The organism is Marinobacter sp. M-5, from assembly GCF_032911545.1.
In the GTDB taxonomy this organism is placed as follows: Bacteria; Pseudomonadota; Gammaproteobacteria; order Pseudomonadales; family Oleiphilaceae; genus Marinobacter; species Marinobacter goseongensis.
Genome location: NZ_JAWJEK010000001.1, coordinates 1,810,029 through 1,833,060 on the forward strand (window position 1 = coordinate 1,810,029; position 23,032 = coordinate 1,833,060).

The window sequence follows — 23,032 nt, forward strand, 5'->3', positions numbered from 1 at the left end:
AAGTCAGTAAGAACGTTGCGTCCCCTTCGTCTAGTGGCCTAGGACTCCGCCCTTTCACGGCGGCAACAGGGGTTCGAACCCCCTAGGGGACGCCAATTCTCTCTCTGTCACACCGTCTTTCCTTTCGGGCTCAGGACATTTTTACTGGCACCGTTTCCCTGCTGCTTTGCATCTCGCATTACGAACACGCCCACCGCAACCAGAAAGCCGATCATCAACAACACTGTTGCAATACCGGCAAATACCACCGCATCCATATACATAGCCTGATCTCCACCTTCGTTTTGTCTGATGGTTTTCAGATTACGCCTGCGGCGCTTCCACCGTATTGACCTGCATCAAACTGTCCGCGCGGGACATGGCCTTCAAAAGCCGGAACCGGGCCACACTTCTCTCTATTTTTCCCTTATTTGCAAGGCACTTGAAAGAAACTGCTGCTATAGTCCTGAGGATAACCAACGCTCAACTCTTGTTCCTCGATTAACTGGCCGGGGTGGCTGAACTAGCAGCATGCAGAAACTGTCGACACGTCTTCAACGTTTCCGGACGGGGTCTCCCCTTTCATTTCGGCTGCTTGCATGGATACTTCTGTTCAGCTCACTTTTCACACTGAGTGCCTCTGCCATCCAGCTGCACTCCGATTACCGCAAAGACCTCCTGAAGATAGACAGCCGGATGCTGGTGGTGGAAACGGGCTATGCCTCCAGTCTGGCCCGCAGCTTGTGGGCATTGGATCAAAAACTTCTGCAAACCCAGATGGAAGGCATACTCAGCATGCCCGACGTCGTCCACCTCCGCCTGAGGATCGAGCCCGATTCTGAGCTGGTCATGGGCGAGATTCCCCGGCAGGCCAAAACCACCTCCCACAGTTTCGAACTGATTCATCGGGGCGATGAAATGTTCAAACTCGGGGAACTGACCGTCACCGCAGACCTGAATCGCGTATACGCCGACATGCAGCGCAAGGTCGGCTTTATTCTGGTCACCCAGTTCTTCAAAACCTTTCTGGTGTCCATCCTGATCATCTGGATCTTCCAGTATTTCGTGACCCGGCATTTGTCCGCCATGGCCGATTATGCCCGTGAATTTTCTCTGACCAACCCCACCAACCCCCTGCGGCTGGATAGGCCAGACACGCCGCGCAATCGCCGGGACGAACTGGCACAGGTCACCGATGCCATCAATCACATGCGTGAGCGCTTGAATGAAGATGTGGCACGGCAGGAACGGGATGCGGCTGAAATCCGGAAATTCTCCAAGGCCATTGAACAGAGCCCGTCGTCGGTATTGATCTGCGACCGCCAGTGGCGGATCGAATTTGCCAACCAGAAGTTTACCCAACTGACCGGCTATGACGCCGAAACGATTCACGGTAAACACCCGGGAGCCCTGTCCGAGAACGCCATGGAGCATCGGGAAACCCGTAATCTGTGGCAATCCATCCGCCTGCAGGTTCAGCGCGTGGGCGTCTGGCAGGGTGAAGTGAACAGCGTAAGGCGGAACGGTGAACGTTTCTGGGAGCAGCTGATCGTAACGCCCATCAAGAATTCCAGCGGCGAGGCCACCGGTTACCTGATTCTCGGTGAGGACATCAGCATCCGCAAACGCTATGAGCAGCAGCTGTTGCGGCAGGCCAACTACGACATTCTGACCGGCCTGCCTAATCGCATGCTGGCACTGGACCGCCTGAAACTGGCCCTCGCCCAGGCACGACGGGAAAGTTCGCTGGTCGGCGTGATGTTTCTCGACCTCGACAACTTCAAACATATCAACGACACCCTCGGCCACGACGCCGGCGATAACCTGTTGATTGAGGCCGCCCGCCGCATCTCCAGTTGTCTGCGCGGTACCAGTACCGTCGCGCGACTGGGGGGCGATGAGTTCCTGGTGATCCTGCCAGGTCTGGCAGGACCTGAAGCAACCTCCCAGGTGGCGGAGCGCATCCTGAAAACCTTCGAGCCAGCCTACCTGCTCAATGGCCAGGAAGTGTTTGTCACCACCAGTATCGGGATTGCCATGTTCCCGACCGATTCCGATAACAGTGGCACCCTGCTCCAGCACGCGGACGCCGCCATGTACCAGGCCAAACATAAGGGCAAGAGTTCCTTTGCCCACTTTGCACCGGAGATGACCGAAGTCTCCCATGAACGACTGCAGATGGAATCGAGGATGCGGCGGGCCCTGGAGCTGAACGAATTCGAGCTGTATTTTCAGCCGATTGTTCACACCGACTCCGGGGCCCTGTGCAGCGCCGAAGCCCTGCTACGCTGGAACAATCCCACCATGGGTATGGTCATGCCTGACCGTTTTATCCCGCTGGCCGAAGAAACCGGACTGATCATACCGATTGGCGAATGGGTGCTGCAGGAGGCCTGTAAAAAAGCCGTGCAATGGCGGGAGATAACCGGCACCGATATTGGCGTGTCGGTGAACGTTTCGCCACGCCAGTTCCGCGATCAGGGTTTCACCGCCGCCGTCATGGACGCCCTACACAACAGTGGCCTTGCCGCCGAGAGACTGGAGCTGGAAATTACTGAACGGTTGATCCTGGACAACACCATTGAAACCGCTGACATCCTCAAGCAACTGGATGCTGCCGGAATCCGGCTGTCGGTCGACGATTTCGGCACCGGTTACTCCGCCCTGAGCTATCTCAAGAGCTACCCCTTTGATACCCTCAAGATCGACAAGTCCTTCGTTCAGGACGTCATGAAAGAGCAGGAAGACGCATCGCTGGTCAAGGCCATCATAAACATGGCCCACAGCCTGGGCCTCTCGGTCATCGCCGAGGGCGTCGAGGAAGAAGCACAGACCCACTTCCTGCAACAGCAAGGGTGTGACTACTCACAGGGCTATTTCTACAGCCGCCCCATCCCCCACGCTGATTTCGAGACATGGTTGCGCACCAACCATCGCGCATAAGCCTGACAGAGGCACATCAAAAGCCTGATTAAAGGAGCATGATTCGTTTCATGGAAGCCATGGTACTGGTTATCAACTGCGGCAGTTCATCGCTCAAGGTGGCACTGTTTGACACCTCACTGAACAAATTGGCCGCTGGCCTGGCCGAACGGATCGGTGGCCCTGATGCCTTTGCCAGCCTGACCGGCACCCGGGACACCCTGCCGCTGGCGACCAATGCCGGTCATAAAGAGGCACTGCAGACCCTGATAGACGCACTGCGGGCTCAGGGCCTGTTGCGCGAAGCCCCGGTCGCAATTGGCCACCGGGTGGTTCATGGTGGCGAAACCTTCCGGGAAGCTGCACTGATCAACAACCCTGTCCTGTCCGCCATTCACGAATGCGCCAGCCTCGCGCCACTGCACAACCCGGTCAATCTGGTCGGTATCGAGGCCACCCGCGAACTGTTCCCAGGTGTCTCCCAGGTAGCGGTATTTGACACCGCGTTCCATCAGACACTGCCGGATTACGCCTACCGGTACGCGCTGCCGGAGCGCCTCTACAAGGACTGGGGCGTGCGCCGCTATGGATTCCACGGCACCAGCCACAGCTTCATGGCCAGCGAGACCGCGCGGCTTCTGAATCAGTCGCCGGAAACGACATCCATTATTTCCGCACACCTTGGCAACGGCTGCAGCATCACTGCGATACGGGATGGTGCCAGCGTAGACACCAGCATGGGGCTCACACCGCTCGAAGGACTGGTGATGGGCACCCGCAGTGGCGATATCGATCCCGGCCTGTTCGACTTTCTGCGCTCCAAAGGCATCAATGCGGAGGACCTTCACCGCTTACTCAACCATGACAGTGGTCTATTGGGACTGTCCGGCGAAACCAATGACATGCGATCCCTGTGTGAACTCGCCGAACAGGGCCATGAAGCGTCGGCACTGGCTATCGAGGTTTTCTGCTTCCGGCTGGCGCGCTACATTGCAGCGATGATGGCCTCACTCACCCGCCTCGACGCTCTGGTGTTCACCGGTGGTATCGGGGAAAACAGCGCGCTCGTGCGCAGCAAAACTCTGGCTCACCTCTCCCTGGTCGGGCTCTCGCTCGACGCCGAGCGGAACCGGGATCATGGAAAACAGCGCGAATACCGCATCGAGAGCGGCGACAGCCGCTTCCGTATCCTGGTCATTCCCACCAACGAGGAACGGGTTATCGCCAGCGAAGCCCTGACCATCGCCCGGTCAGGCGCCAGTCACTGATACCGCATCTCCAGAAAGGACCCGCTCATGGCGAAAAGTCTGTTTATTGCTCCAACCTCCCTCGATTCCGGTCTCACCTCGGTCTGTCTCGGGCTGTTCCGCGCGCTGGAGCGCCAGGGGGTCAGTGTGGGCTTCTACAAACCCTTCAGCCAATCCGTCCATCAGGGCGAGTCACAGCACAACGATGGTAAGGACACCTCGATCGCCTTCGTGCGCGCCCGAAGCCATCTCGTGCCCCCCGATCCGATTGATCTCAAGGAAGCACAGCATCTTCTGAACAAGGGCAAGGCCGACCTGCTGATGGAAACCCTGGTCGGTGAGTACCAGAAGGTAGCCAGCATCGTCGATGTGGTGATTATCGAGGGGCTGGTTCCGGACCGCAGCGAGGCCTACATTGCCCGCCTGAATGTGGAGGTCGCACGCAATCTTGGCTCCGAGGTCATTCTGGTCAGTACTCCCAAGGACCTCTCTCCGGAAAAGCTGGATGAGGAGCTGGATTTCTCGTCTCGCCTGTTCGCGGATCCCTCCGACCCGGATGTGATCGCGGTGATCCTCAACAAAGTGGGAGAGCCGGAACGTTCGGAATTCACGCCAAGAATCAATTCCCACGCGGCTGGCGGCGATGTGGATTTTGCGACACGCTGCGCCGTGTTCCGCGACGGCCGGTTCCGTCTGCTGGCCAGCATTCCGTGGCAACCGGAGCTTTTAGCGGTGCGGGTTTCCGACATTGCGCGGGAAACCGGTATGCCCGTGTTACATGAGGGCCATATGCACACGCGCCGGGTGCAGAAAGTCTCGGTGTGTGCCCGCACCATTCGCAACATGGTGGATACCCTGAAACCCGGGACGCTGATGGTGACTCCGGGCGACCGTGAGGATATCGTCGTGGCGACCGCGGTGGCCGCGCTCAACGGCGTGCCACTGGCCGGACTCATGCTGACCGGCGGCCTCATGCCCGATGACCGTGTAATCGATCTGTGCCGGCGTGCCTTGGACACCGGGCTGCCGGTGCTGCGCGCGGACAGCAACACCTATGAGACCGCGCACCAGCTGGCCAACCTCTCCAACGCCATCCCCATTGACGATACCGATCGCATCGAAAGCGCCATGGAGGCCGTCGCTAGCCGCATGGACACCGAATGGCTCCAGGAGCACCTCAAGGTTCATCGCCAGAGCCGTCTCTCACCGCCCGCATTCCGGCATCGGTTGTCCGAGCGTGCCCGGGCCGCGGCCAAACGGATCGTACTGCCGGAGGGTAACGAGCCCCGCACGGTTCAAGCGGCTATCATCTGCCATCAACGAGGGCTGGCAACCTGCGCGCTGATCGGCGAGCCTGCCGATATCCGTAATGTGGCCAACTCCCAGGGGCTTGAACTGCCCGAGGACATCGAGATCATCGACCCCGCAAAAGACCGTGAAAAATACGTGGCAGCCATGGTGGACCTGCGCAAGCACAAAGGGCTGACAACCGACATGGCCGACGCCATGCTGGAGGACAACGTGGTACTCGGCACCATGATGGTGGCGATGAACGAAGCCGACGGGCTGGTCTCCGGTGCGGTCCATACCACGGCCAATACCGTGCGCCCTGCCCTGCAACTGATCAAAACCCACGATCAGGCCAAAGTCGTATCCTCGGTGTTCTTCATGCTGCTGCCACAGCAGGTGGTGGTTTACGGAGATTGCGCCATCAACCCCGACCCCAACGCCGAAGAGCTGGCCGACATTGCCATCCAGAGTGCGGAGTCAGCGGAAGCGTTTGGCATCGAACCCGTGGTCGCCATGATCAGCTACAGCACCGGTGAGTCAGGCAGCGGCCAGGATGTTGATAAGGTTCGGGAGGCCACCCGGATTGCCCGTGAGCGCCGCCCGGACCTGCTGATCGACGGTCCACTGCAGTACGATGCCGCCGCCATTGAGAGCGTCGCTAAAAGCAAGGCGCCGAACAGCAAGGTGGCCGGTCGTGCCACGGTGTTTATCTTCCCCGACCTGAACACCGGAAACAGCACCTATAAGGCGGTCCAGCGAAGTGCCAACGTGATCAGTATTGGTCCGATGTTGCAGGGTCTGCGGAAGCCGGTGAACGATCTGTCACGTGGCGCACTGGTGGAAGACATCGTCTTCACCATCGCACTGACGGCGGTTCAGGCAAAACAGGTGGAGGATGCGGGGCTGGCATAACAGCCCCGTGGAGTTGCTAAAGGTCGTTTGAGGCCTAACGCTTCTTGCTTTTCATCCGGGGCTTTTTGGTTCGACGCCCCGCCTTGATATCGTTGTCTTTCTTGACCTTCTGGCGTGGCGTCAGGCGGTCGACCTTGTGGGCAAACGGGTTCTCGCTGGAGCGAAACTCGAAACGGATGGGAGACCCGGTCACTTTCAGCACCTTGCGGAAGGTGTTTTCCAGGTAACGCTTGTAGGATCCCGGCAGAGCGTCGGTCTGGTTGCCATGCACCACGATCACCGGCGGGTTGGAGCCCCCCTGGTGCGCATAGCGCAGTTTGATCCGGCGGTTGTGTACCATCGGCGGCTGATGCTGGGCAATGGCATCCTCGAGGATGGCCGTAAGCCGGTTAGTGGGCCACTTTGCCATGGCAGAGTCGTAGCAGGCCTGGACGGAATCGTACATCACGCCCACCCCGGACCCGTGCAGTGCAGAGATGTAGTGTTTGTCGGCGTAGTCGAGAAAATCGAGGCGTCGCTGCACCTGCTCCTTCACCCTCGCCCGGTCTTCCGGATCCATGCCGTCCCATTTATTGACCGCAATCACCAGCGACCGGCCCGCATCCAGCACGAAGCCGATCAGATGCAGATCCTGATTCATCAAACCATCGCGGGCGTCAATCACCAGAATCACCACATGGGCGTCATCAATGGCCTGCAGCGTCTTGATGATGGAGAATTTCTCCACCACCTCGTGCACATTTTTGCGACGGCGCACGCCCGCTGTGTCGATCAAAGTGTATTGCTTGTCCTGACGCTCAAACGGAATGTAGACGCTGTCGCGGGTGGTACCCGGCATGTCGTACACCACCACCCGATCCTCACCGAGCATACGATTGACCAACGTCGATTTACCGACGTTCGGCCGCCCGACAATGCCGATACGGATACCAGGATAACGGTCTGCCCGATCCTGCTCTTCCCGCTCTTCCTCCGAAGGCAAAAGCAGCGTCAGCATCGAGCGGATCCCTCGATTATGGGACGCCGCGATCATGAAGGTGGAATCAAACCCAAGGCTGTAAAAATCGGAAGCGGCAATATCCGGATCCTGGCCGTCGGTTTTGTTCACCACCAGATGGGCACGCTTGCCTGTCTTGCGGAGGTGGTTGGCGATCAGCTCGTCGCCCGCCATCAAACCGGATCGGCCATCCACCAGAAACAGAACAATATCCGCCTCTTCGATTGCCTGCAGGGACTGGCGCGCCATTTCCGCATCCAGGCCCTCTTCGTCACCGGTCAGGCCGCCGGTATCGATGACAATGAAACGCTGCCCCTCATGGTTGCCCTCACCGTATTTCCGGTCACGGGTAAGCCCGGGGAAATCCGCGACCAGCGCATCCCGGGACCGCGTCATCTGATTGAAAAGAGTCGATTTACCGACATTGGGTCGGCCGACAAGGGCAATTACAGGGGTCATAGTGTTCCGCTACAAAAGATTATCCGGGCCCTTGTGGACCCGGAGAAGGAGGCGATCAGTCGCTTTCCTTGAGTTCAAGCACGCTCAGTTTACCGCTGTTCCCGAACACCAGCAGCTTGCCATCGCGCAGCCGCTGGGCAGGCACACGAAGACCTTCATCGTCAAATTCCAGCTGGCCCTGAAGCGAGCCGTCTTCCAGCGACAGCATATGAATGTAACCTTCGAAATCCCCCACCAGCAGGTAGTCACCGTAAACCACCGGCTGAGTAGTCTGGCGCCACGATAGCCTGTCCTGAGTCCACAGCTCACGGCGGTTCGAGCCCTGATAGGCAATGATGTCTCCATTGGCAGAGGAAACGTACAGGTTACCCGCACCTATCATGGGGGAATGAAGGCTGGAGGCACTGCGGCTCCAGATTTCCTCGCCATTACGCAGGTCCACCAGCGCCAGCTTGCCCTGATAACCGACCACCAGGGCCGCATTCTCCAGGATCAGTGGCTGGCTGCTCACATCCACCAGGCGTTCAAGCTCGGTACGCCCCTGCGCCTGTCCTACCTCATATTGCCAGGCCGGCTGGCCGTTCTCGGCAGACAAGGCCATCAGTTTGCCATTGGCAAAACCGGCCAGCACCAGCTCGCTACCCACCAGCGGTGGTGATGCCGCACGGATCGACAGTACCGGAACAACGCCGTCGTACTGCCAGTTGAGCTCACCGGAGGCGGTATCAAAAGCCAGCACTTTACCGTCGGTGGTCTGAATCACCACGATGTCGCCATTGGACTGCGGCATCGCCAGCACCTCGTTCGGCAGCGGCTCTTCCCAGATCACGTCTCCGTTATCCCGGGACAGCGCCACGAGCTGGGCGTCACGGGTCACCAGGTACAGTTGCTCACGATCACCGCCCAGACCGGCAAACACCTGCCTGTCCAGTTCCTGATACCACTCAACCTTACCGTTCTCTGCCTGCACGGCGTATACGTCGCCGTTGGCCGCCGCCACATAGATAAGCTCACCGGTGTTCAGGGGCGTGAGGTAGAGAAACTGTTCCCCGTGGCCGTCGCCCACATCCATGGTCCAGACGCTGTCGAGTTCCACGGTGGTTTCGATCTCAGGGACCGGCGCAGGTTCCTCGATAGGCTCCCGCGTGCTACACCCGGCCACCAGAGTTGCTAGCAACGCAGCACCGATAAAACGACTGGCAATGGGCCGATCAGAAAACCAGGGCATTAGGCACCCCCTTGAACGCCGAGATCCGACAGTTTCAGCTCGAGAACGCCGCTGCGGCCCTGCTGACTCTGTTCGCGGGCAGCGAGGTAGGCTTCCCTGGCACCCTCACGATCACCCTTGGCCAGCAGAATGTCTCCGCGCAGTTCTGCGTAGATCGAAGCAAATGCCTGGTTGTCACCGGCAGCGTCCAGGGTGGCCAGAGCTTCGTCGTATTGTTCGGCAGCAAATTGGGCACGGGCCAGGCGGTTACGAATAACAAACGACAACGCAGTGCCGTCATCGATCCTGCTTTGAGCCCATTGCAGGGATTCAACGGCCGCCCCTGCGTCGCCCTGATCCATCAGTTGCTGACGGGCCAGCAGAAGCATGCCGTAGACCGCGTAGGCACTGTCAGAAAACTCTTCTTTCAGATTGCCGGCAACGAACGCCACAGTTTCGCCACTGTTGTCATCAGACTGATCGCTGTAGGCATTGAGCAGATTAGCAAACTGGGACGCCGCTTCGGTACGCTGCGTTTGCTGATGGTTCTGCCAGGTCTGCCAGCCAAAGACAATCGCCAGGGCTGCACCGATACCGATCAGAAGCGAACTGCCGTTCTTCTTCCACCAGTCCTTGATCGCCTGAATCTGTTCTTCCTCAGTCCGCAATTCAGCCATGATGACTCCTGTGATAAACGTTTTTATAAGTGTTCGCGGTTGCCCCGTTCAGGCGCCCAGCAAAGGTTTGAGTGTGGATACCAGTTCAGCCTGCGCCAATGCCTGTTGACCCTCGTCAGAGCGCAGCGGCTTAAGGCCAGCGGTGCCACTGTCGATTTCATTCTCGCCGAGGATGACCGCATAACGGGCGCCGCTGCGATCGGCTTTTTTCATCTGGCTCTTGAAGCTGCCGCCACCACAGTGGGTCACGATGACGGCACCCGGGAGTTCTGACCGCAGCGTTTCAGACAGCGCAAACGCAGCAGCCACTGCCCGTTCACCCATGGCGGTCACGTAGACGTCCGCATCACTGTTTGCGTCTTCGGGGACCAGGCCCAGGGTTTCCAGCAAAAGAATCAGGCGTTCGAGCCCCATGGCAAATCCGACCGCCACCGTGGGCTTTCCGCCGAGTTGCTCGACAAGGCCATCATAACGCCCGCCGGCACACACCGTGCCCTGAGCCCCGAGACTGTCGGTAATCCATTCGAACACCGTTTTGCCGTAATAATCCAGACCGCGCACCAGGCGGGGATTCACCGTGTACTGAATACCTGCGGCATCCAGCAATTCGCACAGCCGGCTGAAATGGGCCAGTGATTCTTCGTCGAGGTATTCGTCCAGCTTCGGCGCATCGCCCAGGATAGCCTGGGTGTCCGGATTCTTGCTGTCCAGGATACGCAAGGGGTTGGTTTCCAGACGGCGCTGACTGTCCTCGTCCAGTTGATCACGAAATCCCGACAGATACCCCAGCAGAGCTTCCCGGTAGGCCTTACGGGAGGCAGATGTACCGATCGAATTGATCTCGAGGCGGGTATGAGCGGTCAGGCCGAGCTCTTTCCAGAGTCGTGCCGTCAGAATCAGCAATTCCGCGTCAATATCCGGACCGGTCATGCCAAAGCATTCCACCCCAATCTGGTGAAACTGACGATACCGGCCTTTTTGCGGACGCTCGTGGCGGAACATCGGGCCGGTGTACCACAGCCGCTGCGTCTGGTTGAACAGCAGACCATGTTCCTCGGCCGCACGCACACAGCCAGCAGTACCTTCCGGCCGCAGGGTCAGGCTGTCCCCGTTGCGATCCTCGAAGGTGTACATTTCTTTTTCAACAATATCGGTCACTTCGCCGATGGAACGCTTGAACAGATCGGTCTGCTCCACAATAGGCATGCGGATTTCCCGGTAACCGTAACCGGCCAGCACTTTGCGAACCTTACCTTCAACAAACTGCCAGATCGGTGTCTGCTCCGGCAGGATGTCATTCATCCCGCGAATTGCCTGAATCTTAGCCAAGTTAAACCCTTAAATTCGAATCAATGATTGCGCGCTGACTGGTCACTCGCCCGAACGGGCAATAATGGCGTCTTCCTGCTCACGGCGGCGGGCAATTTCCTCCCGGATCAGACGCTCGAGATCGTCAGTCAGGGTGGCGTTATCCAGCTTCTGGTTCGGCTTTCCGCCCATATAGAACAGGTTCTTGGGGCTGCCACCCGTGAGGCCGATGTCCGCTTCTTTCGCCTCTCCGGGGCCGTTCACGATGCACCCGATAATGGCCACATCCAGCGGGGAATTGACATCCTCCAGCCGGGCCTCGAGATCGTTCATGGTCTGGATAACATCAAAGTTCTGCCGTGAGCAGCTTGGGCAGGCAATGAAGTTAATGCCCCGGCTGCGCAAACGAAGGCTCTTGAGAATGTCGAAGCCGACCTTGATTTCCTGTATCGGGTCTGCGGCCAGCGATACCCGGATGGTATCGCCGATACCGTCCATCAGCAGCATACCGAGGCCAATGGAGGATTTAACCGTGCCCGAACGGAAACCGCCGGCCTCGGTAATGCCAAGATGCAGCGGCTGCTCGATCTGTGAGGCAATCTTGCGATAGGCGGCCACGGTCATGAAGACTTCGGAGGCCTTCAGGCTGACCTTGAAGTTCTGGAAATCGTGGCGATCAAGAATATCAATGTGGCGCATGGCGGATTCCACCAGTGCATCCGGCGTGGGCTCGCCGTACTTGCGTTGCAGTTCCTTTTCGAGAGAACCCGCGTTCACTCCTATCCGGATCGGGATGTTGCGATCCCGGGCCGCACTGATCACCGCACTGACCCGGTCTTCCCGGCCGATGTTGCCTGGGTTGATGCGAAGGCAATCCACTCCCAGTTCCGCCACCCGCAGCGCAATCTTGTGATCAAAATGGATGTCCGCCACCAGAGGAACGGACACTTTAGAGCGAATCTGTCCGAACGCTTCAGCCGCGTCCATACTGGGCACGGACACCCGCACGATGTCGGCACCCGCGTCCTGCAACGCCTGAATCTGGCCGACCGTGGCCTCCACATCACAGGTGTTGGTGTTGGTCATACTCTGCACCGCAATAGGTGCATCGCCGCCCACGGGCACATCACCCACCATGATCTGGCGGGATTTACGTCTGATAATCGGAGATTCCTGTTTCATCTGGTGTTAACCAAAAATAAGTGTGTTCAGAATGTTCAGATTTCCAGGGAAAACTGGGCCCGGTTATTTACCACCTGGTAATCCGACAGCTCAACGGACTCGCCCTGGAAACGGATGGCGTCCACGGCGTCCACAGCACCGATAACGACCCTCAGCGGAACCTGCCCGGAAACGTCAATCACGTCACCGTCCCGTCGAAGGCCGCTGGCCAGCCTGACGCCGGTGGCGTCCGTAATTTCAACCCAGCAATCATTGGAAAAAGAGACCTCCAGACGGCCGGTACCCGGCAGATCACCGGTTCTGGACTCTTCGGTCAGCGCGGGGTCGGTACTGCTGATCACTGTCGGTATCCGGCTCTCGTCCAGCGCGTCCTCATCATCCACGACCTCAGCCAGCGGCGCCGCGTCGTTCAGCGGCTCACCGGGCTCGGGTTCGGCACCAAGGGCCTGATTACCTTCCGAGGCCGCGTCGGGCTCTGCCTGCATAACCTCCGTCGGCGCCGCGTCTGAATCTGTTTCCGGTGCCACCACTTCCTCAGGCGCAACATTCGCACCCAGGGCGACGCCGTCGTCAGTGCCCTGTCCAGACGTGGCAGCTTCCTCCCTACCGCCACTGTCATCGCCCAGGAAAGTGAACGCCAGGGCACCCATCACGGCGAGTACCAGCAACACCATCAACGCCCTCGCTGCCTGGCGTTTCTGGCGCTTCCGACGTTCAATATCCACCAACGGGTTGGCCTCAAGTGCTTCGGCTTTCTGCTGCCGAAACGGCTCCAGTTCCCTGTCCAGCGTGGCCACGATGGCGTCGGCGTCTAGCCCGACCTGTTTCGCATAAGCTCTGACATAGCCCTTGAGAAACAGTTCGCTGTCGATTTGCTGATACTCGCCATTTTCAATAGCCTGGATCACCGCAAGCCGAAGATGTTGCGCATTGGCAACGTCGGACACCGTCAGTCCTCGTTGCTCTCTGGCACGTCGGAGCTGGCTGCCTACCGACTCTCCGGAAACCTGCTGGGCGTTTTCTTCGTTACTCATTAGAAATCAGCACCCTGTATTGTTGGTATTCGACTGACTCCGGGAAATTATTTCGCAGTTGCAGCGCCAGGCTGGATTCCCGATCCCGTTCACCGAAATAGCGCGCAATCCGAATGCCCGTCAACAAACTCTCGGGAGAGTGCCGGTACCGGGAATTCTGCTGCATCAATGCGGACAGCCGCGCGTAATATCGGGAGGCAGTACTGTAATCTCCCGCTTCAAGCAGAGTACGGGACAGAGCGAGCAGAGACTTCGCGTCGCCTCTGGACAGTTCCACAGCCCGCTGATAGGCATCGACCGCTGCATCATTATCTTCCAGACGCTCTTCGCTCATTCCCAGATTGAAAAAAATGGAAGCACGATCCGGATATTTGGTGTCATCGGCAGCCGTTCTGAACTGATCCCTTGCTTCCTCGAAACGACGCTCTCCATACAGGAAGGCACCGTAATAGACTCGGCCGCGGGTGTAGTCGCTGTCGCTGGCGATGGCTTTGCGGAAATTCTCCTCCGCCAGTTTGCGCTCGCCGTCGGAGTTGTGCAGCAGTGCCATGGCAGACAATGCGCCGGCGTCATCCGGTGATAACTCGAGGGCACGGTCGAGATGACTCCGAGCCCGGTCCAGATTGCCCTGGCTGATATAGGCCGTTGCCAGCTCAACGTAGTTCATTACCGCTTTCTCGCGGTCTTCTTCGCGGGAAAAACGACTATCGGACACCGTGACACAGCCCGCCGCAAGGAACATCACCAGCACAACGGTCATCAAAGCCCGGATACTGTTCACTGGATTGACTGCCACAGTTCGATCACCCCTCTTGCTCTGATTTTTTACAACGTTGGTAACGGTCAGGGATTGACCTGCTGCACCGCGATGTAACGTTGGCTTCGCTTGGTTCTGTCTTCAACCCGGCCAACCAGCTGCCCACAGGCGGCATCGATGTCATCACCACGAGTGGTGCGGATGGTGGCGATGTAACCGGCTTCGTTCAGGATTGTCTGAAAACGACGGGTCGCGTTCATGCTGGGCCGACGGAAATCGCTCTCCGGAAATGGGTTGAATGGTATCAGATTGATCTTGCATGGCAGATCCCGCAATAACTCGGCAAGCTCCCGGGCATGTTCCGGCTGATCGTTCATGCCCTCGATCACGGTATATTCAATGGTCGCCTTGCGCTTGTCCGGCAGGCGGGCAAAGTACCGTTTGGTGGCCGCCAGAAGCTCGGCAATCGGATACTTTTTATTTAATGGAACCAGCTTGTTACGCAGTTCATCATTGGGGGCGTGCAGCGAAATGGCCAGTGAAACATCGGTAACTTCCCCCAGCCGGTCCAGAGCCGGCACAACCCCGGAGGTACTCAGCGTCACACGGCGCTTGGAGATCCCGTAGGCCAGGTCTTCCATCATAAGATTCATGGCGTCGACAACGTTGTCAAAATTGAGCAGGGGCTCGCCCATGCCCATCATCACCACGTTGGTAATCGGCCGATCGGGGCCCGGCTCGAATGGCATGAAGGCTTTTCTGGCCACCCAGACCTGCCCGATGACCTCGGCCGCAGTCAGGTTACGGTTGAAACCGCGCTTGCCGGTGGAGCAGAAAGTACAGTCGAGGCTGCAGCCAATCTGGGACGACACACACAGTGTGCCGCGCTCACCGTCGGGGATCAGCACAGTTTCCACGCTGTTGCCATTGTCCATGCGCATCACCCACTTGCGGGTGCCGTCCTTGGAGACTTCGTCGTAAACCACTTCGGGACCACGGATCTCGGCCACGGCCTTGAGCTTGTCCCGCAGGACCTTGCTCATATTGGTCATTTGATCGAAGTCATCAGCACCCCGCTGGTGAATCCACTGCAGCATCTGGGTAGCACGGAAACGCTTCTCGCCCAGGTTCTCGAAGAAAGCCTCCATCTTGGCTTTCGGCATCCCGAGAAGATTCGTTTTTTCAGCGGCCGCTGTCATTTCATAACCTCGATCAGATAACCAATCCGGGGCGAGCCGTCAGACCCGCCCCGGCAGCGAATCAGCCGCGCGGGCAGATTTCGCTGTCATTGAAAAAGTACGCGATCTCGCGCTCAGCGGAAGCCGCGGAGTCTGAACCATGTACTGCATTCGCGTCGATGGAAGAGGCGAAATCGGCACGGATGGTGCCCGCTTCGGCTTCCTTCGGGTTGGTTGCACCCATCAGATCGCGATTCTTCAGGATGGCGCCTTCGCCTTCCAGAGCCTGCACCACAACTGGGCCAGAGGTCATGAACGCTACCAGGTCATTGAAGAACGGGCGCTCTTTGTGCTCAGCGTAAAAACCTTCCGCCTGCTCCTGGGTCAGGTGCATCATTTTGGCGGCAACGATATTCAGACCGGCTTTTTCAAAGCGTATGTAGATTTCGCCGATCACGTTCTTGGCGACTGCATCGGGCTTGATAATCGAGAGCGTGCGCTCATTTGCCATGGTATTTCTCCAGTATGGTTCAGGTTGAAAATTCAGGGTTGGGATTATACGCAGTCCGGAGGCTACTGCCTACCGCACCGACCTGAGACGCCCAACAACTTCAATGATTTGTGCGACCGCAAACTCGATTTCTTCGTCGGTGGTGTAACGCCCCATGGAAAAACGCAGGGCGCGGTGGGCCTGCTCATCGTCCAGCCCGATGCCCCGCAGCACAAAAGAAGGCTCAATGGTCGCGGACGCACAGGCAGAACCGGACGACACCGCCAGCTCCCGCAGCCCCAACATCAGCGACTCGGCGTCCACCCCGGTAAACGACAGATTCACAATACCCGGAACCCGGGCCTCGGCGCTGCCGTTCAGCGACATACCGTCAAGACCGGCCAGTCCCTCGAGGAACTGCGAGCGCAGAGCCTCCAGGCTGGCCACGTCCTCTTCCAGCTTTTCCTGCGCCAGCGCGAAGGCGGTACCCATGCCCACGATCTGATGCGTGGGCAAGGTCCCGGAGCGCATGCCCCGCTCATGACCACCACCGTGGATCTGGGACTCGATGCGTACATCCGGTGAACGTCGAACGTAGAGCGCCCCCACACCTTTGGGGCCATACACCTTGTGGGCGGACAAGGACAACAGGTCGACGGGCATCCGGCCTACGTCTATCGCAATTTTGCCGGCGGCCTGAGCCGCGTCCACGTGAAACAGCACACCGCGGGCGCGGAGCAGCTCGCCGATCGCGGCAATGTCCGTAACGCTCCCGAGTTCGTTGTTGACCATCATCAGGCTGACCAGTGCGGTATTGTCACGAAGCGCCGCCTCCACCTGGTCGACGGTGATCCGGCCATCCTGATGGGGCGCCAGCCACGTCACCTCAACACCCTGCCCCTCCAGCCACTTGCAGGTATCCAGCACCGCCTTGTGCTCAATCACCGAGGTGATGACGTGCGCCGATGCTTTGCCCGCCACTGCTCCCTTGATGGCCAGATTGTCGGATTCGGTGGCACCAGACGTCCACACGACCTCCCGCGGGTCTGCGTGAATGAGTTCAGCAACCTGTTTCCGCGCGTTCTCCACGGCGGCCTCGGCCTGCCAGCCGTAAACGTGAGAGCGGGAAGCGGGGTTGGCAAACACGCCGTCGAGGGTGAGGTATTTGACCATTTCGGCAGCAACAGCCGGATCAACGGGCGTGGTTGCCGCGTAATCCATATAGACGGGCTTTTTCATCATGGTATCGAGGTAACTTGATTCAGGCCGGCGTCTGTTCGTTCAGGCGCTCGGTATTGATGGTTTGGGAATCAGAGTCCGATTGGCGACGGTCCTGGCGGTCCGCCACCCGCTGGATTTCCCGCTTCCTCATCAGGTCCGCAAGACTGATTTCGCTGAGAAACTGATGGATCTGATCGCTCAGGTCGGACCACAGATGGTGGGTCAGGCATTTTTCGCCGTTCTGGCAATCGCCTTTGTTGGCACAACGGGTCGTATCGAGGGACTCACTCACCGCGTCAACCACTTCGGCTACAAACACCGACGCTGCATCACGGCTCAACCGGTAACCACCGCCTGGCCCACGGATACTGACCACAAGCTGATGCCGGCGAAGCCGGGAAAACAACTGCTCGAGATACGAGAGGGATATTTCCTGACGGGCTGAGATGTCCGCAAGACTGACCGGCCCGTGATCCCCGTGAAGGGCCAGATCCAGCATCGCCGTAACGGCATAGCGGCCTTTGGTGGTCAGTTTCATAGTCTCAGCCCCGATAAGGGAATGAATCAGAATTCACAGCGCCGAGTATGAATTGACCCACCAAAACAGTCAAGTATTCACTTTTCCCGGGGTTCGTCGTCCCGCACGCAGTCAAAATCCTCCTCATGGAGGGGCGGCAACGCGCCGTTCTGGTACTCACTGTTCACTTTGCGCAGTGCCTTGCACATGTTTTCAATGCGATCATCCACCGCATGCATGTGATCCAGCAAACTGCGCATAGCGCGGGCAACCGGATCCGGCATTTCCTCGGTCACCCCGTATGCGTCAAAGCCCATACGTTCTTCCATTTGCTTGCGACGAACCTCGTCACCCTCCTCAGGCTTGCGCTTGGCAATGATACGCCCGGGAATACCCACCACCGTGGCACCGGCCGGAACCGCCTTGGTCACTACCGAGTTCGAGCCGATCTTCGCGCCTTCACCCACCTCGAATGGCCCCAGAATCTTGGCACCGGCGCCAACCACCACGCCATCTGCGATGGTCGGGTGACGCTTGCCCTTGTTCCAGCTGGTGCCGCCCAACGTAACACCCTGATACAGGGTGACGTCGTCACCGATAATGGCGGTTTCACCAATCACCACGCCCATGCCATGGTCGATAAAGAAACGCCGACCAATCGTTGCGCCCGGATGAATCTCAATGCCGGTGAACCAGCGGGCAAGCGTCGAGAGGGTGCGCGCCAGCCACTTGAACCCCAGATTCCACAGCCAGTGCGAAAACCTGTGGAACAACAGGGCGTGCAAACCCGGATAGTTCGTCAGCACCTCAAAAGTGTTTCTGGCCGCCGGGTCCCGGTGGAATACACTACCGACGTCTTCCCTCAATCGCTCAAACATGGTCTTTATCCTGCCCGCTCGCGGGGTTCCCGGCCGTCTCTGTCGGGCCAGTGGTGTTTGCTCCCGCGGATTTCTGAACCGCCGTCAGAATGCCACGGAGAATGTTGATTTCCATCTGATCCAGCTTCGATCTCTGGAACAGGCGGCGCAGCCGGGTCATCAGTTGCCGCGGATTCTCGCGACGGTGGAAATCAATGTCCACCAGCACCTGCTCCAGATGCCCGAAAAAACCCTCCACATCGTTTACCGGGGCCAGCGGCACATCCCATCCATCATCGCCGGGCATCGTCATGGCCTTTAGGTATGGGCTGCCCTCACCACCTTCAAGTCCCCGCAGATAATGCATCCGCATTTCATAGGTCACCACCTGAACCGCCATGGCCAGATTCAGCGAGCTGTAATCCGGGTTTGACGGGATATGAATGTGAAAATGGCAACGCTGCAGTTCCTCGTTGCTCAGACCGTGATTCTCACGCCCGAACACCAGGGCGACCGGCCCCGCCGGGGTGTGTTCCGCCGCCTTGGCCGCCGCTTCCGGCGGCGCGATCACCGGCCAGGGCACTTTGCGGCCGCGAGCGCTGGTACCCATCACCAGCACACAGTCGGCCAGCGCTTCATCCAAGGAGGAAACCACCTGCGCCTTGTCCAGCACGTCCGATGCACCCGCCGCGCGGGCATAGGAGGTTTCATCGGGAAACGACGCCGGGTTAACCAGCCACAAATTACCCAGGCCCATGTTCTTCATGCCACGGGCGACCGCGCCGATGTTCCCAGAGTGGGACGTTTCCACCAATACGATGCGAATCTGGTCCTGGAACGTGTCTGTGCCTTCCTGGGGAAGTGCCGGCTTGTGCATGGAACGTTGTCTCTGTGATGGGTTTCGGGCCGCCAATGATACCAGATATCACATCGCCCTTGCCTCTCCGAACATCCCGAAACCCGCTGCTATCCGTGACATTGCTAAGGCAAAAAACATACAAGCAGGGCTATCTTTTGCTATCATACGCGACCTTCACACACCCGGATAATGATCACTCAGATGCAACCAGCAATTAAAATGGCTCTGCGCGTAGCGCGTCAGGGGTCTGACTATCTGAAAGCACATTTCGAGCGCCAGGAACCCAATGGCAAAGACGACGCGGAGCGTCGCAGCCAGCTGGAGCGCGTGGAAACTTCTATCTACGGCAACTTCACCGAGCAGCTCGAAAAAGCCTACAAAGACCACACCATTGCACCGATGGGCGAATCCGATGCCGCCGGCAGCGATAAAAGCTGGCACATCTTTCCGCTACTGGGTCGCGAAAACTTCCTCCGGGGCATTCCCGATTTTGCCCTCGCACTGGTCCAGAAGAAGAACAACCGAGCAGAAAACCTGCTGCTGGTAAACCCCATCACCGGCGAAGAATATTCTGCCAGTCGCGGCCATGGTGCCGCGCTGAACAGCCGCCGCGTGCGGACCAGCGAAATCAAACAGGCCCAGAAGGCCGCCATCTCCAGCAACCTGCTGGATCAGGCCCGCAGCGGCGATGACCCGCTGCTGTGGGGTGAGATGGCCTCGGTGATCGCACGGGAAACCGGCATGTTCCGCACCTCCGGCTGTGTCGCCCTGGACATTGCCCGGGTCTCTGCCGGCCATCTGGACGCTGCCATCATCTTCCGCCCTGAGGCGGCAGACCTGGACATCGGCGTGACCCTGGCGATGGAATCCGGCGCACTGACTGGTGATTTCTCCGGAAACCCCTCCGCGGGCCAGGCTCGTCAGTTGGTGGTTGCCAACCCCAAGCTGTTCCGGGAAGTACTGAAAGTGCTACACCCCTTCCGTGGCCGCCTGCCCCGCTGAGGCGGGCTGAATCGCAGCCACCACAAAAAAAGCCGCATCCTTTCGGGATGCGGCTTTTTTATGGGCAGGAACCGGGCATTACATTCGGTTCAGCCACTCAGGTGGCTGCTCTTCCTCTTCCTGATCTTCCGCACCTTCCTTGGCCGGCAACATCAGGTCCTGGCGACTCACGCCCAGCACCATCAGCATGTTCGCTGCCACGTAGATGGAAGAATAGGTTCCCACCACCACACCGACCATCAACGCAATGGCGAAGTTGTTGATGGCTTCGCCACCGAACAGATACAGCGCCATCAATACCACCAGCGTGGTACCGGAGGTGTTTATGGTACGACTGATGGTCTGATGAATGGACTCGTTGATGATAAACCAGGAATCCCCTTCCCTCAGCTTACGGAAGTTTTCGCGGATGCGGTCGGCCACCACAATGGTGTCGTTCAGCGAGTAACCGATCACCGCAAGCAGTGCCGCCAATACGGACAGGTCGAAGGTCCACTGGAACAGCGCAAACACGCCCAGCACGATGATCACATCGTGAGCCAGAGGCAACACGGAAGCGATACCGAACTTGAACTGGAAACGCATGCCGACATAGATCAGCACCACCGCCAACGCGATCAGCAGGCCGAGTCCGCTGTCTTCTTTCAGTTCATCACCGACCTGGGAGCCGACAAACTCGGAGCTGACCAGTTCAAGCTCGGTGCCGTCTGCCGTTAAAGCGCCAGTCAATTCTCGAGCGAGCTCGTCATTGCCGGATTCGCGCATGCGCACCAGCACCGTGGTATCTGAGCCAAAGTTCTGCACCACAAAGTTATCGTAGCCGGCTGTGTTCAGGGTCTGACGCACGTTTTCCAGGGCTGGCGCTTGCTGATACTCCAACTCCACCGACGTACCACCGGTGAAATCCATACCCAGATTGAGACCGCGCACGGCCAGCAGGGCAATGGAAATGATGACCAGAGCGATAGAGAACACGGAAGCAATCTTCCGGATTCCCATGAAATCGATAGGCTTCTTCTGTGTATCAGACATTAGCCAGTTTCCCTCCGATCGACAGCTTGCCGATCTTGCGACCGCCATAAACAAAATTCACGATGCTGCGGCTGACCATCAGCCCGGAGAACATCGACGTGAGAATACCCAGGCACAGGGTGATCGCAAAGCCTTTCACCGGCCCCGAGCCCATGGCGAAGAGGATAACCGCCACCAGCAAGGTGGTGATATTGGCATCCACGATCGATACAAAGGCACGGGAGTAGCCGGAATTGATGGCCGATTGCGGTGGCACACCGGCCTTCAGCTCTTCCCGTATGCGCTCAAAGATCAGCACGTTGGCGTCTACCGCCATACCCACTGTCAGTACAATACCGGCAATACCCGGCAGGGTCAGCGTGGCGGAGAGGATCGACATGCAGGCAATCAGCATCATCAGGTTCAGGGTCAGCGCCACGTTCGCAATCAGACCAAACCCGCGGTAGTAGAGCGCCATGTAGATCAACACCAGTGCAAAGCCCAATGCCACAGACATCATACCCGCATCGATGTTTTTCTGGCCGAGGCTGGGGCCAATGGTACGCTCCTGAACGAAGTACATAGGCGCGGCCAATGAACCGGCCCGCAGCAGGAGCGCCAGTTCCGACGCCTCCGGAATGGAATCCAGCCCGGTAATACGGAAGCTGGCACCCAGTGCTGACTGGATCGTTGCGAGACTGATGATGCCTTTCTCGACCACCCGCTCTTCAACACTCTGAACTTCGCCATCCACCACTTTCTGTTGGGTTTCGGTCTTGTACTCGATAAAAAGCACCGCCATACGCCGCTGAATGGCATTGCGCGTCGCACGGTTCATCAGGTCGCCACCGACGGAGTCCATGGTGATATTGACCTGTGGCTGACCATTCTCATCGAAGGCCTGCTGGGCATTCGAGACATTATTGCCGGTGACAATCACTTCCCGCTCCAGGCGGGCCGTCCGGCCCGGCTCATCGCGGAAGCCAAACGATTCCGTTTCCGCTGACGGCGCATCCTGGCGGGCCTCAAGACGGAACTCGAGATTTGCTGTCGCACCCAAAACCCGTTTGGCCTGCGCGGTATCCTGCACCCCCGGCAATTCGACAATGATGCGATCAGCGCCCTGACGCTGCACCAGAGGCTCAGCTACACCCAACTCATTGACCCGGTTGCGGATGGTGGTCAGGTTCTGCTCGAGCGCATAGTCCTGTATGGCGGTCACTGCCTGCTCGGACAGCGAGAGCACAATCTTCAGCTCGTCGCCATCGGTCTGCTCGTCCATCAGGAACTGGTTATACTGGCCGCGGATCAGGGCGAATGCTTCGCTGCGAGCCTCTTCATCCCGGAAACTCAGGATGATTTCCCGACCGGCGACATCGCCGCCACGGTAGCGGATGCGCTCCTCACGAAGTTCACGCTTGATCTGGCCAGACAACGCCTCAAGGCGCTGTTCCACGGCGGTTACCATGTCCACTTCCAGCAAAAAGTGCACACCACCACGAAGATCAAGACCCAGCTTCATCGGCCCTGCGCCAAGGCTGCGCAGCCAGTCCGGGGTGGAGGGCGCCATATTCAGGGCCACCAGATAGTCATCGCCCAGCGCCTCCTGAACAAATGGCCGCGCTTTCAGCTGGTCATCACCGTCGAGGACCCGGATCAGCCCGTTCCTGTCCTGGAGTTCGCTGCTTTTCACGGAAATGCCTTCCGCTTCCATAGCGCCGAGCGCACGATCGAGAACGCGTTGGTTAATCTCGGTGCTGCTTCGGGCACCTGTGATCTGAATGGCGTGATCGTCAGGAAACAGGTTGGGTAAGGCGTAGATAAACCCGATCACGAGTGCGACCAGGATAATCAGGTTCTTCCAGAGCGGGTACTTGTTGAGCATGGGTTCCCTTTATAGCCGGCCCCGGAGGGCCGGCTCTGAAA

At 58.6% G+C, this 23,032-nt stretch carries 20 protein-coding genes and 1 tRNA gene; 5 read left to right on the forward strand and 16 right to left on the reverse strand.

Features of this window, described 5'->3' with window-relative positions; translation table 11 throughout:
• Nucleotides 1-19: 19 nt before the first annotated feature.
• Nucleotides 20-95: transfer RNA gene (locus R0125_RS08275), tRNA-Glu, on the forward strand.
• Between the two features lie 12 nt (nt 96-107).
• Here R0125_RS08275 and ccoM read toward each other — a convergent pair.
• Nucleotides 108-263: a cytochrome c oxidase subunit CcoM gene (ccoM, locus tag R0125_RS08280; RefSeq protein ID WP_317237809.1), complete on the reverse strand. Its 156-nt coding sequence runs from the start codon at nt 261-263 to the stop codon at nt 108-110.
• Between the two features lie 247 nt (nt 264-510).
• Here ccoM and R0125_RS08285 point away from each other — a divergent pair, with 247 nt between their 5' ends.
• The 3 genes from R0125_RS08285 to pta are packed head-to-tail and all read left to right on the forward strand — an operon-like array spanning nt 511 to nt 6,350.
• Nucleotides 511-2,922, forward strand: coding sequence for an EAL domain-containing protein (locus tag R0125_RS08285; protein WP_317237810.1), 2,412 nt, complete (start codon nt 511-513; stop codon nt 2,920-2,922).
• Between the two features lie 50 nt (nt 2,923-2,972).
• Entirely contained in the window at nt 2,973-4,169 is a 1,197-nt protein-coding gene (locus R0125_RS08290) for an acetate kinase (protein WP_317237976.1), read from the forward strand.
• A 27-nt stretch (nt 4,170-4,196) separates the two neighbouring features.
• Entirely contained in the window at nt 4,197-6,350 is a 2,154-nt protein-coding gene (gene pta, locus R0125_RS08295) for a phosphate acetyltransferase (RefSeq protein ID WP_317237811.1), read from the forward strand.
• Between the two features lie 34 nt (nt 6,351-6,384).
• Here the strand turns inward: pta and der are convergent, their stop codons facing one another.
• The 13 genes from der to trmJ all read right to left on the reverse strand — a co-directional run bounded on the left by der (nt 6,385) and on the right by trmJ (nt 19,111).
• The gene (der, locus tag R0125_RS08300) at nt 6,385-7,806 is read right to left on the reverse strand and encodes a ribosome biogenesis GTPase Der (RefSeq protein WP_248183516.1); all 1,422 of its coding nucleotides are present in this window, start codon (nt 7,804-7,806) and stop codon (nt 6,385-6,387) included.
• A gap of 55 nt (nt 7,807-7,861) precedes the next feature.
• Nucleotides 7,862-9,034, reverse strand: a complete 1,173-nt coding sequence (gene bamB / locus R0125_RS08305) for an outer membrane protein assembly factor BamB (protein ID WP_317237812.1) — start codon at nt 9,032-9,034, stop codon at nt 7,862-7,864.
• The gene (locus R0125_RS08310) at nt 9,034-9,690 is read right to left on the reverse strand and encodes a YfgM family protein (protein WP_248183518.1); all 657 of its coding nucleotides are present in this window, start codon (nt 9,688-9,690) and stop codon (nt 9,034-9,036) included. The genes bamB and R0125_RS08310 overlap by 1 nt, the downstream gene beginning before the upstream one ends.
• A 48-nt stretch (nt 9,691-9,738) precedes the next feature.
• Nucleotides 9,739-11,019 carry a histidine--tRNA ligase gene (gene hisS, locus R0125_RS08315; protein WP_248183519.1) on the reverse strand — a complete coding sequence of 427 codons (1,281 nt, stop codon included), beginning with the start codon at nt 11,017-11,019 and terminating at the stop codon, nt 9,739-9,741.
• 42 nt (nt 11,020-11,061) lie between these two features.
• Nucleotides 11,062-12,180 (reverse strand): flavodoxin-dependent (E)-4-hydroxy-3-methylbut-2-enyl-diphosphate synthase, encoded by a 1,119-nt coding sequence (gene ispG, locus R0125_RS08320; protein WP_317237813.1) that lies wholly within the window; start codon nt 12,178-12,180, stop codon nt 11,062-11,064.
• Between the two features lie 35 nt (nt 12,181-12,215).
• Nucleotides 12,216-13,214 (reverse strand): RodZ domain-containing protein, encoded by a 999-nt coding sequence (locus R0125_RS08325; protein WP_317237814.1) that lies wholly within the window; start codon nt 13,212-13,214, stop codon nt 12,216-12,218.
• Entirely contained in the window at nt 13,207-13,974 is a 768-nt protein-coding gene (gene pilW / locus R0125_RS08330) for a type IV pilus biogenesis/stability protein PilW (RefSeq protein WP_410797596.1), read from the reverse strand. The genes R0125_RS08325 and pilW overlap by 8 nt, the downstream gene beginning before the upstream one ends.
• A gap of 83 nt (nt 13,975-14,057) precedes the next feature.
• Entirely contained in the window at nt 14,058-15,170 is a 1,113-nt protein-coding gene (gene rlmN / locus R0125_RS08335) for a 23S rRNA (adenine(2503)-C(2))-methyltransferase RlmN (RefSeq protein WP_317237816.1), read from the reverse strand.
• Nucleotides 15,171-15,231: 61 nt separating this feature from the next.
• A complete protein-coding gene (ndk, locus tag R0125_RS08340) occupies nt 15,232-15,660 on the reverse strand; it encodes a nucleoside-diphosphate kinase (RefSeq protein WP_317237817.1) in 429 nt (142 codons plus the stop codon).
• 69 nt (nt 15,661-15,729) lie between these two features.
• Nucleotides 15,730-16,878 (reverse strand): IscS subfamily cysteine desulfurase, encoded by a 1,149-nt coding sequence (locus tag R0125_RS08345; protein WP_317237977.1) that lies wholly within the window; start codon nt 16,876-16,878, stop codon nt 15,730-15,732.
• Between the two features lie 22 nt (nt 16,879-16,900).
• On the reverse strand, nt 16,901-17,398 hold the full coding sequence (iscR, locus tag R0125_RS08350; protein ID WP_317237818.1) for a Fe-S cluster assembly transcriptional regulator IscR: 498 nt from the start codon (nt 17,396-17,398) through the stop codon (nt 16,901-16,903).
• A gap of 77 nt (nt 17,399-17,475) precedes the next feature.
• Nucleotides 17,476-18,255 (reverse strand): serine O-acetyltransferase, encoded by a 780-nt coding sequence (gene cysE, locus R0125_RS08355; protein ID WP_248183525.1) that lies wholly within the window; start codon nt 18,253-18,255, stop codon nt 17,476-17,478.
• Complete coding sequence (trmJ, locus tag R0125_RS08360) at nt 18,248-19,111, reverse strand: tRNA (cytosine(32)/uridine(32)-2'-O)-methyltransferase TrmJ (RefSeq protein WP_248183527.1); 864 nt, start codon at nt 19,109-19,111, stop codon at nt 18,248-18,250. The genes cysE and trmJ overlap by 8 nt, the downstream gene beginning before the upstream one ends.
• 183 nt (nt 19,112-19,294) lie before the next feature.
• Here trmJ and R0125_RS08365 point away from each other — a divergent pair, with 183 nt between their 5' ends.
• Nucleotides 19,295-20,095 (forward strand): inositol monophosphatase family protein, encoded by an 801-nt coding sequence (locus R0125_RS08365; RefSeq protein ID WP_248183528.1) that lies wholly within the window; start codon nt 19,295-19,297, stop codon nt 20,093-20,095.
• A gap of 78 nt (nt 20,096-20,173) precedes the next feature.
• Here R0125_RS08365 and secF read toward each other — a convergent pair whose 3' ends face one another.
• A complete protein-coding gene (secF, locus tag R0125_RS08370) occupies nt 20,174-21,127 on the reverse strand; it encodes a protein translocase subunit SecF (protein WP_317237819.1) in 954 nt (317 codons plus the stop codon).
• Nucleotides 21,120-22,991: a protein translocase subunit SecD gene (gene secD / locus R0125_RS08375; RefSeq protein WP_317237820.1), complete on the reverse strand. Its 1,872-nt coding sequence runs from the start codon at nt 22,989-22,991 to the stop codon at nt 21,120-21,122. Before secD ends, secF begins: the two co-directional genes overlap by 8 nt.
• Between the last annotated feature and the right edge of the window lie 41 nt (nt 22,992-23,032).

Coding starts and splice junctions, on each gene's coding strand:
- ispG (WP_317237813.1), bottom strand. CDS start 12,180: ATGAAACAGGAATCTCCGATTATCAGACGTAAATCCCGCCAGATCATG.
- pilW (WP_410797596.1), bottom strand. CDS start 13,974: ATGACCGTTGTGCTGGTGATGTTCCTTGCGGCGGGCTGTGTCACGGTG.
- R0125_RS08365 (WP_248183528.1), top strand. CDS start 19,295: ATGCAACCAGCAATTAAAATGGCTCTGCGCGTAGCGCGTCAGGGGTCT.
- rlmN (WP_317237816.1), bottom strand. CDS start 15,170: ATGACAGCGGCCGCTGAAAAAACGAATCTTCTCGGGATGCCGAAAGCC.
- secD (WP_317237820.1), bottom strand. CDS start 22,991: ATGCTCAACAAGTACCCGCTCTGGAAGAACCTGATTATCCTGGTCGCA.
- ccoM (WP_317237809.1), bottom strand. CDS start 263: ATGTATATGGATGCGGTGGTATTTGCCGGTATTGCAACAGTGTTGTTG.
- secF (WP_317237819.1), bottom strand. CDS start 21,127: ATGTCTGATACACAGAAGAAGCCTATCGATTTCATGGGAATCCGGAAG.
- ndk (WP_317237817.1), bottom strand. CDS start 15,660: ATGGCAAATGAGCGCACGCTCTCGATTATCAAGCCCGATGCAGTCGCC.
- R0125_RS08325 (WP_317237814.1), bottom strand. CDS start 13,214: ATGAGTAACGAAGAAAACGCCCAGCAGGTTTCCGGAGAGTCGGTAGGC.
- cysE (WP_248183525.1), bottom strand. CDS start 18,255: ATGTTTGAGCGATTGAGGGAAGACGTCGGTAGTGTATTCCACCGGGAC.
- trmJ (WP_248183527.1), bottom strand. CDS start 19,111: ATGCACAAGCCGGCACTTCCCCAGGAAGGCACAGACACGTTCCAGGAC.
- der (WP_248183516.1), bottom strand. CDS start 7,806: ATGACCCCTGTAATTGCCCTTGTCGGCCGACCCAATGTCGGTAAATCG.
- R0125_RS08290 (WP_317237976.1), top strand. CDS start 2,973: ATGGAAGCCATGGTACTGGTTATCAACTGCGGCAGTTCATCGCTCAAG.
- iscR (WP_317237818.1), bottom strand. CDS start 17,398: ATGAAACTGACCACCAAAGGCCGCTATGCCGTTACGGCGATGCTGGAT.
- bamB (WP_317237812.1), bottom strand. CDS start 9,034: ATGCCCTGGTTTTCTGATCGGCCCATTGCCAGTCGTTTTATCGGTGCT.
- R0125_RS08310 (WP_248183518.1), bottom strand. CDS start 9,690: ATGGCTGAATTGCGGACTGAGGAAGAACAGATTCAGGCGATCAAGGAC.
- R0125_RS08345 (WP_317237977.1), bottom strand. CDS start 16,878: ATGAAAAAGCCCGTCTATATGGATTACGCGGCAACCACGCCCGTTGAT.
- R0125_RS08285 (WP_317237810.1), top strand. CDS start 511: ATGCAGAAACTGTCGACACGTCTTCAACGTTTCCGGACGGGGTCTCCC.
- pta (WP_317237811.1), top strand. CDS start 4,197: ATGGCGAAAAGTCTGTTTATTGCTCCAACCTCCCTCGATTCCGGTCTC.